General features: G+C 40.1%; 14 protein-coding genes. 10 read left to right on the top strand and 4 right to left on the bottom strand.

What is annotated here, in order from left to right; translation table 11 throughout:
* Positions 1-92 precede the first annotated feature (92 nt).
* Together xpt and pbuX are read left to right on the top strand one after the other, a co-directional pair.
* Positions 93-677 (top strand): xanthine phosphoribosyltransferase, encoded by a 585-nt coding sequence (gene xpt / locus AWT60_RS11585; RefSeq protein WP_041109573.1) that lies wholly within the window; start codon positions 93-95, stop codon positions 675-677.
* Positions 674-1,993, top strand: coding sequence for a xanthine permease PbuX (pbuX, locus tag AWT60_RS11580; protein ID WP_218677288.1), 1,320 nt, complete (start codon positions 674-676; stop codon positions 1,991-1,993). Before xpt ends, pbuX begins: the two co-directional genes overlap by 4 nt.
* Before the next feature lie 189 nt (positions 1,994-2,182).
* On the opposite strand, the gene AWT60_RS11575 is transcribed toward pbuX, so the two are convergent.
* Positions 2,183-3,037, bottom strand: coding sequence for a polysaccharide deacetylase family protein (locus tag AWT60_RS11575; RefSeq protein WP_041109569.1), 855 nt, complete (start codon positions 3,035-3,037; stop codon positions 2,183-2,185).
* Between the two features lie 674 nt (positions 3,038-3,711).
* Here AWT60_RS11575 and AWT60_RS11570 point away from each other — a divergent pair.
* The 7 genes from AWT60_RS11570 (at position 3,712) to AWT60_RS11540 (ending at position 11,515) form a co-directional block, all read left to right on the top strand.
* Positions 3,712-4,218 (top strand): GrpB family protein, encoded by a 507-nt coding sequence (locus AWT60_RS11570; RefSeq protein ID WP_041109567.1) that lies wholly within the window; start codon positions 3,712-3,714, stop codon positions 4,216-4,218.
* A 318-nt stretch (positions 4,219-4,536) separates the two neighbouring features.
* Positions 4,537-5,637, top strand: coding sequence for a type III polyketide synthase (locus AWT60_RS11565; RefSeq protein ID WP_041109565.1), 1,101 nt, complete (start codon positions 4,537-4,539; stop codon positions 5,635-5,637).
* Complete coding sequence (locus tag AWT60_RS11560) at positions 5,634-6,143, top strand: isoprenylcysteine carboxyl methyltransferase family protein (protein ID WP_076841088.1); 510 nt, start codon at positions 5,634-5,636, stop codon at positions 6,141-6,143. The genes AWT60_RS11565 and AWT60_RS11560 overlap by 4 nt, the downstream gene beginning before the upstream one ends.
* 64 nt (positions 6,144-6,207) lie before the next feature.
* Positions 6,208-6,315 carry a Fur-regulated basic protein FbpC gene (gene fbpC, locus AWT60_RS11555; protein WP_306299200.1) on the top strand — a complete coding sequence of 36 codons (108 nt, stop codon included), beginning with the start codon at positions 6,208-6,210 and terminating at the stop codon, positions 6,313-6,315.
* A gap of 132 nt (positions 6,316-6,447) precedes the next feature.
* Entirely contained in the window at positions 6,448-10,044 is a 3,597-nt protein-coding gene (dynA, locus tag AWT60_RS11550) for a dynamin GTPase (protein ID WP_218677287.1), read from the top strand.
* Between the two features lie 41 nt (positions 10,045-10,085).
* Positions 10,086-10,349: a YpbS family protein gene (locus tag AWT60_RS11545; RefSeq protein ID WP_041109561.1), complete on the top strand. Its 264-nt coding sequence runs from the start codon at positions 10,086-10,088 to the stop codon at positions 10,347-10,349.
* Between the two features lie 278 nt (positions 10,350-10,627).
* Entirely contained in the window at positions 10,628-11,515 is an 888-nt protein-coding gene (locus AWT60_RS11540) for a 5'-3' exonuclease (RefSeq protein WP_024428128.1), read from the top strand.
* Positions 11,516-11,534: 19 nt separating this feature from the next.
* Here AWT60_RS11540 and AWT60_RS11535 read toward each other — a convergent pair whose 3' ends face one another.
* Genes AWT60_RS11535 through AWT60_RS11525 form a run of 3 tightly spaced genes read right to left on the bottom strand, consistent with a single transcriptional unit; the run spans position 11,535 to position 12,789 of the window.
* Positions 11,535-11,660: a hypothetical protein gene (locus tag AWT60_RS11535; protein WP_003215584.1), complete on the bottom strand. Its 126-nt coding sequence runs from the start codon at positions 11,658-11,660 to the stop codon at positions 11,535-11,537.
* Between the two features lie 42 nt (positions 11,661-11,702).
* Positions 11,703-12,098: a reverse transcriptase-like protein gene (locus AWT60_RS11530; protein WP_041109559.1), complete on the bottom strand. Its 396-nt coding sequence runs from the start codon at positions 12,096-12,098 to the stop codon at positions 11,703-11,705.
* A 1-nt stretch (position 12,099) separates the two neighbouring features.
* Positions 12,100-12,789 carry a queuosine precursor transporter gene (locus AWT60_RS11525; protein ID WP_024422750.1) on the bottom strand — a complete coding sequence of 230 codons (690 nt, stop codon included), beginning with the start codon at positions 12,787-12,789 and terminating at the stop codon, positions 12,100-12,102.
* A gap of 94 nt (positions 12,790-12,883) precedes the next feature.
* Between AWT60_RS11525 and AWT60_RS11520 the strand changes: the two genes are divergently transcribed.
* The gene (locus tag AWT60_RS11520) at positions 12,884-13,555 is read left to right on the top strand and encodes a ribonuclease H family protein (RefSeq protein WP_041109557.1); all 672 of its coding nucleotides are present in this window, start codon (positions 12,884-12,886) and stop codon (positions 13,553-13,555) included.

The raw sequence follows: 13,555 nt of genomic DNA, 5'->3' as shown, positions 1-13,555 counted from the left end.
TGATCGTTTTCGCATTGCTTGCTCCTCATGGACAGCAATGCTTTTTTTATGCCAAAAATTGAATGTTTGCCAATATGCTAGGGGGAAGAATGATGGAATTGTTACGTCAAAAAATTGAGAACGAAGGAATCGTTCTGTCAAATCAAGTGTTAAAGGTAGATGCTTTTTTAAATCATCAAATTGATCCTGTGTTAATGCATGAGATCGGGCAAGAGTTTGCTAGATTATTTAAGCAGGATGGCATTACAAAAATCATCACAATTGAATCTTCTGGCATCGCACCTGCTGTGATGGCTGGGCTTGCTCTTCAAGTACCTGTTGTGTTTGCAAGAAAACGTCAATCACTCACATTAACGGATAACCTATTAACAGCCAGTGTGTACTCTTTTACAAAAAAAGTAGAAAGCACGATTGCTGTCTCAAATACGCATCTGAGTGAAAATGATTGTGTGTTAATCATCGATGACTTTTTAGCGAATGGTGAAGCTGCGAAAGGGCTTGCTGCGATTGCAAAGCAGGCGAAGGCGAAAGTAGCCGGATTTGGCATTGTCATTGAAAAATCATTCCAGCCTGGAAGAAATGCGCTTGTGCAAATGGGCTACCGCGTTGAGTCTCTCGCACGTATTGAATCACTTGAGGAAGGGAAAGTCACGTTTGTACGGGAGGTACAATCATGAGTGCCGCTAAAAAAGTCAAAACGCTCTCACTGGGTATTCAGCATGTACTGGCAATGTATGCAGGTGCTGTTCTTGTACCGCTCATTGTTGGAGATGCGCTCGGGCTCACGCCTGCACAGCTGACTTACTTAATCTCTGCGGATATTTTTATGTGCGGGGCTGCCACATTGCTTCAAGTATGGAAAAACCGCTTCTTTGGGATCGGTCTGCCTGTTGTATTAGGCTGTACATTTACTGCGGTTTCGCCGATGATTGCGATTGGCTCTAAGTATGGAATTTCGTCTATCTATGGAAGTATTATCGCTTCTGGATGTATTGTCATTCTTCTTTCTTTTTTCTTTGGGAAGCTTGTGAAATTTTTCCCGCCTGTTGTCACAGGTTCTGTCGTCACCATTATTGGTATCACCCTCATTCCTGTAGCGATGAACAATATGGCAGGAGGAGAAGGAAGTGCAGACTATGGTTCTTTTGAAAATCTAGGACTCGCTTTCCTTGTACTGTTTATCATTGTACTGCTCTATCGATTCACGAAAGGATTTATGAAGGCGATCGCCATTTTAATCGGTATTCTTCTTGGGACAGCAGTTGCTGCGTTTATGGAGAAAGTGGAAACAGCTGAGGTGGCAAACGCTCAGGTTTTCCGTATGATTGAGCCATTTTATTTTGGGATGCCGACCTTTGAATTTGCACCGATCATGACCATGACGTTAGTTGCGATTGTGTCATTAGTTGAATCAACAGGCGTTTATTTCGCATTAGGTGATTTAACAAACCGGTCATTAAAAGAGAAGGATTTGGCCAAAGGCTATCGGGCAGAGGGGATTGCTGTGTTATTAGGCGGAATCTTTAATGCTTTTCCGTACACAGCCTACTCGCAAAACGTTGGATTGATCCAGTTAACAGGCGTCAAGAAAAACCAAGTCATTGTTGTAACAGGAGCATTGCTCATGTTATTTGGTCTTTTTCCTAAGATCGCTGCCTTTACGACGATTATTCCAAAGTCAGTCCTTGGCGGTGCAATGGTTGCCATGTTTGGCATGGTCATTGCATACGGTATTAAAATGCTCTCGCGCGTGGACTTTGCAAAGCAGGAGAACTTGCTGATCGTTGCTTGCTCCGTGGGAATCGGCTTAGGAGTTACTGTCGTACCGCAAATGTTTGAGCATCTGCCAGATTCGATTAAATTATTAACAAGTAATGGAATTGTGGCCGGAAGCTTTACCGCTATTTTGCTTCATATTATTTATCACATGATTCCATTTAAAAAAGAAGCCGGGCATGACCTGGTAGAAGAACCTAAGCAATCTGTTATGTAAACCCCTCTCTTGGAGAGGGGTTCAGATTATGGACAAAGAGCTAAAATGACTTATTTTAGCTCTTTGTCTTCTTTTTAGCTTGATAAAAAACCTTTGAAGTTCTAGAATCCTAGGAAGGAGCGTGTGAGGGTTTGTCTACAGGCTGAAAGCCCGCATCTTTTGGATACGGGCTTTTTGTGATTAGTGCTATTAATGTTGTACCGGTGGCATTGTTTCGTTAATGACTGCAAATGTATAGCCCCTTGCTTTTAGTTGTGTAATCAGGCTATCTAAATAGTTTGTGGTAGAGGGTTGATCATGCATTAAAATCACTTTTGGTTCCCATGGTTTATTTATCTCAAACATTTGCAGTTGATTCAACACCTCTGGAACATATTGTGAGTTTTTATATCTCCAGTCAAGGCTATCAATCGTCCAATCCCAGTAAATAAAGCCATTTTGGATTAAACGTACTTTTTGATGATATGTTAAATTTGGAACACTGCCATAGGGGGTTCTTACAAGACGGCTGTAGACGCCTGTAACAGAGGCAAGAATACGCTGAGCTTCTCTCATTTCATTTGCGGGAGACTCGCTGTTCTGATAAAAGAGGTTTATATCATGCGTCATGCCATGAAGACCTAATTGATGTCCTTCTTGATAAAGTCTTTTCACAGCTGATTGGTGTGCTTGGATTTGCGGTCCAAGCATGAAGAATGTTGCCTTCACGTGATGTGCTTTTAATACATTTAACAGCTGATTTGATGTAGCAGAAGGACCATCATCAAATGTTAAAAAGACCGTTTTATTCGTTGCCTGTTGGTTTGGATTGGTCTTAAAATGTGTATCCAATGTTCTTGTAGACTGATCTTTTGCTTTCAGACTGATGCTTGTGTCACGGAGGTCACTGCTAGCAACATTTTTTGCTTGCCCATTTGTCGCCTGCAAATGGGGTTTAGACATATCCCAGATAAAAAAGAGAAACAGTGTAAGAAGCACTAAACCAATTATCTTCGAGAGAAGTATCGTGTTGTAGGGTGTCTGTTTTTTGGACACCTTTTTCATTACAATCACTCCAGTCAATTAAATTTTGTGCCGAATCATGTAGTAGATTCTGTCTTTTTTCACTGTTTTTCATGGTGTTCATATTGATTAAGTATACAGGAAAAAAACACCTTTTCATATATAATAATCAAATAAATTAGCATTTTATGGTTATTTCTTTGTGTTGATCAGAATAAAAGGTGACCCATTCATGTTTAAATGAAATAATTCTGAATAATGATCGAAACGTTGATATTTATACGCTAAGATAGCAACAGTTTTAACCATTAATGCGAAGTGAAGGGAGATTCCGTGTGTTGTAAAATGACGATTTCATTGAAAAAAGGATGCTCATGTGGATATTGGAGATAGAGGCTATCAATCGCGAAATACATAGAGAAAAGCTCTTACCCCTACAAAATAAAGAAGAAACAAAAGAAATCAAAGTCAGTACAACTGAATCAGTGATTGGCTACTATGTAAAAGGTGAACGTGAAAACTCATTTCTTTAGATATAAAATAAGATGAGAGTGAATTGTTAAGAATCGTATTGAATGACATCAACCAGGAAATAGATCTAAACGAATAGGATTATTATTGAAATCTGTCTGCTCTCTACAAATGAGACCTATGATAAATTTGGTTTATTAAAATTTTCCAAATGGACGTTGAAATTAAAAAGGTGGGATAAGCAAATGCTTGGATTACCAAGAGGGGAAGTCTTTTTAGTCCCTTGGTCTATTGAGTGGACAAAAGAATTTGAAAGAGAAAAGCGCAAGATAATAGGTGATATTGGTCAATACATAATCAATGTACACCATATTGGAAGTACAGCAGTAAAAGGTTTAAGTGCTAAGCCAATTATTGATATTGCAATTGAAATAGATCATTTTTTTGATGGAGAAAAATGTGTAGTAGCTTTGGAAGGACTCGGTTACTCATATAAAGGAACAAATGTATTACCTGAAAGACACTACTTTAATAAAGGAGAACCAAGAACACATCAAATCCATATGTACCAAAGAGACAATAAGTTTTTACTTGAACAGTTAAATTTCAGAGATTACTTGAGCAATAACGAGCAAGCTAGAAGTGAATACCAACAGCTTAAACTCAAATTGTCAAGTTTACATGAAAATGACAAACACAAATACGCAGATGAAAAAACTGATTTTATTAAGTCAATCCTTGAAAAGATTTAGGCGAAGCTTTGCGCTTTAGGTGTACGTAAGAGAGGTCATTCATAGTGGGACTCCCAATTAACGGAGTCCTTTTCTTTTTTCATTAAATCAACATAATTCTTGTACAGTATGCATAAAAAAAGCAGGTTCGCTTGGCTTAGAACGAACCTGTGAAGGAGGAAAACTACATCATGTTTTCACCTATATTATCCAATATTTATCAATTGTCGTCAAGACAAAAAGTTAGCCGGAGGAAAATATTTTGACTGAATTGTGACGTTTTGGCATGTATATCCTTTTTTCGATAGGGGATATTAATCGAAAAAAGAGGTGAAGCCGATGGCATACATTCTTTCTGTTGGAACGAGTCTGCCAAAACATCATGTGGATCAGAAAAAGGCGGCTGATTTTGCTAGATCCCAATTTAAACGATCGTTTAAAGATATCGACCGGCTGCTGAGAGCTTTTCAAAACGGAGAAATCGAGAGCAGACAGTTTGTGCAGCCAATTGAATGGTATCAGACGCACCACTCTTTTGAGGAGAAAAACAATCTCTATTTGGAAAAAGCATTGGCTCATGCAAAAGAAGCGGTCATACACTGTCTTCATGAGAAGGCGTTCCTGAAAAAACCGATTCCGTTTGAAGAGATCGATGCATTGTTTTTTATTTCAAGCACCGGACTTTCGACACCAAGTCTTGATGCAAAACTGATGAATGTTCTTCCTTTTTCGCCTTATACGAAACGAGTACCGATCTGGGGATTAGGGTGCGGAGGCGGAGCGGCAGGGTTGTCCCGGGCTTACGAATACATAAGGGCATTTCCAGAAGCAAAGGTGCTGGTTGTCGCCTGTGAACTGTGCAGTTTAACTTTCCAGCCGCAAGATCAATCAAAAAGCAATTTAATCGGGACATCTTTGTTCGGAGACGGGACAGCAGCGGTACTCTTAACTGGAGAAAAAGGTGTATCAGAATATACCCATCTAAAAACAGTCCCTAAAGTGATTGGTACACAATCCGTCACAATGAAAGAGTCTGAGGATGTGATGGGCTGGGAATTTACAAGTGACGGCTTTCGGGTTATTTTCTCCCGTGACATTCCTTCCATTATTTCCGGCTGGTTAAAAGAGCAGGTTGATCAATTTTTAGAGCAGCAAGGGTATTCGGCAGAAGATATATCAGTTTTTCTTGCTCATCCTGGAGGAAAAAAAGTGATTGACGCCTATATTGAAAGTCTATCCTTACAAGAGGATCAACTTTTTTCATCAAAAGAGGTACTTAAACAACACGGGAATATGTCTTCTGCCACAGTTATGTATGTGATCAAACATTATCTTGAACACCAATCTGCTGAAGCGGGAGATATGGGTCTTTGCGGAGCGCTTGGTCCGGGCTTTTCCTCAGAGCTGCTGATGATGAAATGGGAGGAGGTCTTATCATAATCATTTGGCTCGTCATTGGTTTCTTCGTTTGTCAGCGGCTTATTGAAATGCTTGTGGCTAAAAGAAATGAAAAGAAAGTAAAAGCGATCGGTGCCATTGAATTTGGTGCAAGTCATTATCCTTATATGGTCGCTATGCATGCGGGCTTTTTTCTCTCACTCATGGTTGAGGTATGGGGGTTAAACAGGACGCCGTCACGCTATTTTATTGTGCTGCTCATTTTCCTGCTGGCCACACAGGTGATTCGATACTGGGCATTATGTTCTCTTGGGACATATTGGAATACAAAGATTTTAGTTGTACCAAATGCGATGATGGTGAAAAAAGGACCTTATCGCTGGTTAAAGCATCCTAACTATGTCGTGGTGGCGATTGAGCTTATGCTGATTCCGCTATTGTTTAATGCCTATTTTACCGCCATTTTGTTCACATGTTTAAATGCATGGATGATGGCTGTGAGAATTCAAACAGAAGAGAAAGCGCTCAATCAGTATTTGTTAAATTAATATTGAAAATCATTATCAATTGTGATACACTTTCATTAATGAAAAGCATTCTCAATCACGAAGGATGGACGGTGATCACATGACAATGGTTTTCTTACTCGGTACGGTCTGTGTATACAGCCTATTAATTGGCTTCGTATTAAAAGGTGTTTCTAAAAAATCTGCTTCCTGATCGCAGTCAATTGCGACTGATCGGGCAGCAGATTTTTTTATTTCCTTAGATCAGAAGAAAAATCTCTTCATTTTGTGTAAAATGGTATCACATACATAACTGACTTTTCTAAAAACAAAGGGGTTTATCGTCATGAAAGACTTGTCTATTCGAGATTCGATCGTTCAAACTACAGGTGCTTTATATCAAAGCCTTCTCAAAAGGGATGATCATGAACGCGCAGTCAAACTTGCATCGATTATCAAAAAGGAAGCAGAAGAAGAAGTGTATATCGCATTTACCGGCCACTATTCAGCTGGAAAGTCATCACTTGTGAATCATCTGCTTCATGATCACATCCTGCCAACGAGTCCAATTCCAACAAGTGCAAACTTGGTCGTCGTGAGGAAAGGGGAGAGTGAAGTGAAGCTTCACACCTCAGATGGCCGTTTTGCAAAAATGAGCGGTTCTTATGATAAAGAAGCAGTTCAGCGTTTTTGTAAGGATGGAGAACAGATTGAAATGGTGGAAATTAGCGGGGACTATAGAGGACTGGAAGAAAAGGTGGCAGTGATTGATACGCCCGGAATTGATTCAACGGATCATGCTCACTTTTTATCTGCTGCGTCTATTCTTCACCAAGCAGATGCTCTTTTTTATGTCCTTCATTACAACCATGTTCATTCGGAGGAAAACATTCGTTTCATTCGCTCCATTAAAGAGAAAGTGCCAAATCTTTATTTCATCGTCAATCAAGTCGATCGACATGATGAACATGAGACAGCGTTTGAAGACTACAAAAATCAAGTAGTTGATATGCTTCAAAAAGAAGGCATTGAAGAAGAACATCTATACTTTACATCTGTGACTGATGAGTCGCATCCAAGAAACGAAATGATTCGTTTGATTGAGAAACTGCAAGAATTACAAACATTGCCGAAAGCATCGCTTCGCGCCTATACCGAGCAGAAAATAGAGCATGTTTTAAAAGAACATATTGACTCATTAAAAGAAGAGCTGCAGGAAGAGGATCTTGATTTACAGCTTCAAGAAAAAAGAAAAGAAGTGAAGGAACTTGAAGCGAGAAGCAGCTTCATTGAAAATGGAGCAAAACAGTTAGCAGATGAAGTGTCTTCTGAAGTCGAGAACATTTTAAAAAATGCAAATCTAACCCCATTTAAAATGAGAGAGCTCGCAAGTGATTATATTGAATCGAAAGCACCTGGCTTTAAGGTAGGTCTGCTGTTCGCTAAAAATAAAACCGAGCAGGAAAAAGAAAAGCGGGCGAATGAGTTCTTAGCAGATGTCAAAGCAAGAATGAAAGCAGAAGTAGACTGGCATATTGCTGAGCTGCTCAAAAAAGAAGTCAAGAAGCATCAGCTTGGTGAAGAATTATTAAATCAAGTGATGGCGTTTGAAACGCCTGTAGAAGAATCACTGCTTGAAAACGTGATCCATCACGGTGCGACATTTTCAAATGAATATGTTTTGCAATATGCAAAAGATGCTGGTGAAGCACTGAAAAGACAGACGAAACAGAAAGCAATACCATTGATTGAACAAATGACCGAGATGCTGAAAACCCAGCTCCTGAATGAAAAGGGAAAGCAGCAAGATAAATGGGCCCAGGCAGCACAGGAGCTCCAAGCGCTGGAGCAATGCATGGGAAAAAATGATCAAATCAGAAAAGATATTGAGCATGTCTGGGATATATGGCAAAACGGAACAAATGAGCAGATCGAAGAAGATTGGTTTTATGTGAAAAAACATCGGATGCAGCATGACGAGCTAAATCAGAATCAAACATCAACTCATACGGAAGAAAGCGAAAAAGAAAATCAGCAGCAGATAAAGCTTGATCAAATGCGACAATCACAGCATATCCCGACAGCGCAGTCGATTGACCAGTTTGAGCAGCTTTCTCAAATTTTAATGCCATTAAACGCGCTTGGGTCTCAAAGAAAGTCCTTTGAAAAACGAACAAAGCGGCTGCAAGCGAAGGAATTTACACTCGCCTTATTCGGTGCTTTTAGTTCGGGGAAATCTTCGTTTGCCAACGCCCTTGTTGGGAGAAAGGTGCTGCCATCATCTCCTACACCAACGACGGCCACGATCAATAAGCTGACGCGGCCGACAGAAGACCATCCGCATGAAAGTGTGAAAGTAGTGTTCAAAACCGAGCAGGAAATATTAGAGGAGCTCGATCAAATTCTCGGTTATTCTATAACAGAAGAAAAGGGAGATACGTTTCAAGCGAAACTCGAGCGAACACTGAAAAAAAGAGAGCTTGAACAGGATCACCGCATCATTGTTGACCATTTTTTAAACGCTCATGAAAAGTTCCGTGATTCCATTCAAAAACAAACACCGCTCAATGTCACCCTGCAAGAATTAAAGCCATATGTGGCAGAAGAGGCTGTTTCTTGTGTGGTGAAGGAAGTGACGGTCTATTTAAGCACACCTTTAACAGATAAAGGACTGACGATTGTTGATACACCAGGCGCCAGCAGTATGAATAAACGTCACACAGAGATTGCCTTTCAATATATGAAGGATGCTGATGCCCTTCTTTATTTAACTTACTACCAGCATTCTTTCTCAAAAGCAGACCGGTCATTTTTACGTAAACTCGGGCTTGTAAAAGATTCATTTAGCATGGATAAAATGTTTTTTATTATCAATGCAGCTGACCTCGCAAAGGATCAAACAGAGCTTGAAACCGTCTTTGACTATGTGAAAAACGAGCTCACAAAAGAAGGCATCCGGCATCCAAACCTTCATCACGTATCCAGTAAGGAAGAGATCGAAGGAAAGGGACAGTCGCCTTATAACCAGTATGCACAGCTTAGAACACAGCTCGACTATTTTATTGAGGAAGAATTAACGAAAGATGCGATTGAGCTTCTGTATTTTGAAGCTAGTACATTATGTAGAACAGTTGAGAAGCTGCATGAGACGCTGCATCAGTCGGAAGATGAAAAGCAAGCAGAAAAGAAAAAGATAAACACATCCTATGAAGCGATCGTTGATCAAATGAGTCATATTAAACGATCTAAGCTAGTGACAGAAAGTGTGAAAAAGGATTTGCACGAACAGCTTTACCACATTGTTCAGCGCTTGTCACTTTATGCAAATGATCTGTTAAAGACAGCCTTTTATCCTGGAATATCTCAAGGGGACTTCAGACAGGAGTTGAAAAAAGCGCTGGAACAGGCGTTAAAGGATTATGAATTTGAATTTGTACAGGAGATAAAAGCGCTTGATATTCGAATGGAATCGTTTATCACTCAATACTTCAAAGAGGAGTGGGAGAAAGGATTACAGGCTGCGTGTGCAGAAGATCCTTACTTTTCTCTCCGGCTGTCGCCGCCAGATGAGAAAAATGCAGAGCTGAAACAAATTGAAGTGGAAGCGGACCTGATGCCGTTTGAGCCGCTCTTAAAGAAGCAAAAATCAGCGAAAGCTTTCTTTGAACAGAACGGGAAGGCAGCGTTTATTGAAGCGATTCGAGATGTTCTTTTCCAGTTAACGACGAAATGGGCAGATAAAGAAAAAGAAGAACTACAGAGCAGATACGATATGATGGTGAAGACCTTTACTGAAAGATATGAAACAGAAGCGCTCAAGCAGCTGAGTGAACAAAAACAAACATTTATCATGAGCTTGACGACAGATGCGAAAGAGCAGGCGATGATAGAACAAGTATACAAACAAACAAATGAATGGAAGAACCAGTTGAAAACCATTTGATTCATGATAGACTATATAAAAAAGAAAGCAGTTGATAAAAAATGACGAGCGTACACGAAGAGATTTCCGCACATTCACAAAAACAGAATGCTCATATCAAGTCGTTTCTTGCGCTTGAGCAGAAAAGAGAGCAGGCAATAGAGACTGCTGTTTTCAAGTGTGAGCAAAACGAACCATTTACAACTGACGAGATCAATGCGATTACCTCGAAGATGAATGAGCTTGCACGAGGCGGAATTGTTCCTCTGCGTAAGCATGTCACAATTGATATGGTCAGGGAGTATGTCGAACGAAAACAGAAGTAAAGAGTAACTTTCTCTTTTTTTGGTCATCTTAACAAGTGAACCGAGAAAGGGGAATGATGATGGAAAAAAAGCAGCATGCAAAAAAGCAGGATGAGCGTAACCCTAAACAAAAAGAGATGCCGTCCTACGCAGAAGCAGAATCGAAAAAAATGCAATACGGTCAAAAGTAATCCCCAGGTGCCACTTCTTTTCCAAAAGAAGAAGGCGCCTTTTTTATGTCGAATTCTATGTTCTATGATAGAATAGGAGTATTGTTTTGAAAAAGGGAGTTTATAAGAATGAATAAACACGTATTGCTTGTTGATGGCATGGCGCTTCTATTCAGATCGTTTTATGCAACGGCTGTCCATCGAAATTTTATGATAAATGATCACGGTGTCCCGACGAATGGAGTAAATGGCTATTTGAAGCATTTATTAACCGCTGTTCAGACATTTGAGCCAACCCATATTGTTTGCTGCTGGGATATGGGAAGCCAAACATACCGAAATGAATTGTTTCAAGATTATAAAGCAAATCGAGGAGAGGCACCTGTCGAGCTCATTCCGCAATTCGATTTAGCAAAAGAAGCGACAGAAGAACTAGGAATTGTAAACGTTGGTATAAAGGGCTTTGAGGCAGATGATTGTATCGGCACGCTGGCGGCAGTCTATCAGAATGAAGCACGTGTGACTGTCCTAACTGGGGACAGAGATTTGCTGCAGATATTGAATGAACAAGTGACGGTTGCTTTAATGCAAAAAGGAATCGGGAACTATAAACATTATACAAAAGCCTTATTTGAAGAGGAAATGGGTATCTCTCCAAAGGCGCTGATCGATATGAAAGCACTTATGGGGGATTCAAGTGACAATTACCCAGGCGTCAAAGGAATCGGAGAAAAAACAGCATTAAAATTTATTCAAACATATCAAACCATTGACGGATTATTAGAAAATGTTCATGAACTAACGGCTGCGCAGCAAAAGAAAATGCAAGCAGGATTAGAAGATTTGAAGCTTTCCCGTCTATTGGCAGAGATCAAATGTGATGTCCCGCTGAGCTGTCCAATTGATGAGACGAAGGTGAACATCAATCAAGAACGGGCTGCTGCCATGCTGCGATACCATCAAATCAAAGGAATTGAACCGATGGTAAATCGGTTAAGTAAAATAGAGATCAGCTAAGCTAAGCTGATCTCTAAATTCATCTTTTTGTGTTGCTTTTCTTCGCTCTATTTTCGAGCTGAGATAGTGGCTGCTTATCTTTTGTTTGCGCATCACCTTGAGGGGTTGTCCCATTTGTGACACGACCTTTATTTTCTTTATCCAATCAGTATCACCTCATACATTAGCATAACCGAAAAAAAGCGATTCATCCTTTAGAAAGGTGAATCGCTTTTCTAGCGAGCTGATCAGCTACTTGATTTTCCTTGCTTGGAATCCACTTAATGAAAAATAAATCAAACTGGCTTTGAAGCTCGATCATCTCTTTTATAAAATGCTGAAAGGCTGGATTTTTAGCAAATCCTGCATTGGCCGCACGGTCAACTACCTGTGAATCTGTTCGAAACGAAACGGATCGCAGTCCTTTTTCTACGCAGATTTTCATCCCTTCAATGAGAGCGGAAAATTCTGCTTCGTGATTGCTCATTGATCCAAGAGGAATCGAGAAAGATTCTGCCTTTCCATCATATTTAATGAAAATACCGATGCCAGAAGGACCCGGATTACCTGCGCTAGCACCATCAATGTATATTTCAGCTGGCAATTTATTTCACCCTTTCATCAAGCGGAACCATTTTTTTCGCTGCATACGCGTATGGTGTCGCAATCGCGGCGACGATAAATTTAATCACATAAGTCGTGATGAAGATTTCGATCCATACATGAAATGGATAGGTCCCAAGAAAGGCAATCGTTGTGAAGATCAGTGTATCAAGCAGCTGGCTGATCATCGTACTTCCAGCGTTGCGCACCCAGAGCGCACCATCAGAAGGAAATATCCGGCGAATAAACGAATATACATAAACATCTAACATTTGACTGATGATATAAGCAGCAAGACTGCCAAGAGCGACCCTTGGCATAAAGCCAAATATGGTTTCCAGCGATGTTTGAGAAATGTCAGATGGAGCGGGATGGAAAAGTAAAGCCTCCTGCATGACAACGGTTAGTGTTAAAAGGGTGGCAAAACCAATCCAGACAGCTTTTCTCGCTTCATTTTGTCCATATTTTTCATTCAATACGTCCGTTGCAAAGAATACACTGCCGTATAAAATGTTTCCAAGTGTTGCTGTTAAGCCAAACAATTCAACGGTTTTGACCACTTGTAAATTTGCAGCAACCGTCGCAAAGCCAATCCAGACGAAAAGGCCCATCTTGCCAAATCCTTTATAAAATAGAAGAACAATGATAAAATTAATGATCGCAAATAAGATCCAAATACCTTCATTAAACAAGTGACATGAACTTCCTTTCTCATTGTAAAATGTAACTTTTTGATTATAGCATAACGTATGTTTACCTTAAAAGCACGGGAAGGCGATGTGATCAATGAAATTAAGAGCACACTATACAATGAAAGTGAAATCGATTGGGTCCATTGCTTTTTTCCAAGAAGATTGGATGGAGCTAGAAGAGGCCTTGATTTTAGCCAAACATATCGATAAAAAAGAACCACAGTCCCTCCTATCATTTGAAGATGAAAAAGGGGCGATGTGGTCTATTAAAGAACTTGAAAAGCTAAATGAAGAACTAAAGCTTGAACCTGATCAGCTTCAGGTCTATTTTGATGCAAGTTTTCACAAAGAAACAGGCGACTCTGGTCTTGGGGTTGTCGTCTACTATAAGCTCGGAGAAGATGCTTATCGTCTGAGAAAAAATCAGCCCTTCAAAGGAATCACCAATAATGAAGCAGAGTATGCGGCTTTATTTGAGGCAGTCAAAGCTTTAAAAGACCTTGGAGCAAGCAGAAATTCTGTCACGATTAGAGGCGATTCACTTGTTGTCATGAATCAATTAAAAGGAGAATGGCCTTGTTATGATGATATACATAACAAATGGCTCGACCGGATTGAAGAGGCTTTAAAAGAGCTGAGGCTAACGCCAACCTATGAAGTCATCGATCGTAAACAAAATGCAGAAGCGGATCAGCTTGCAAGGCAGATGCTTGCAGACGTTCCAATTGAAAGTAAATTGAAATTAGAAGCAGACGGAGCTGAATAA

The sequence above is a fragment of the Bacillus sp. F2HM genome, assembly GCF_019266135.1.
Taxonomy (GTDB): domain Bacteria; phylum Bacillota; class Bacilli; order Bacillales; family Bacillaceae; genus Bacillus; species Bacillus safensis.
The sequence above is the reverse complement of the archived record's forward strand: the minus strand, read 5'-3'. Positions and strand labels throughout refer to the sequence as shown.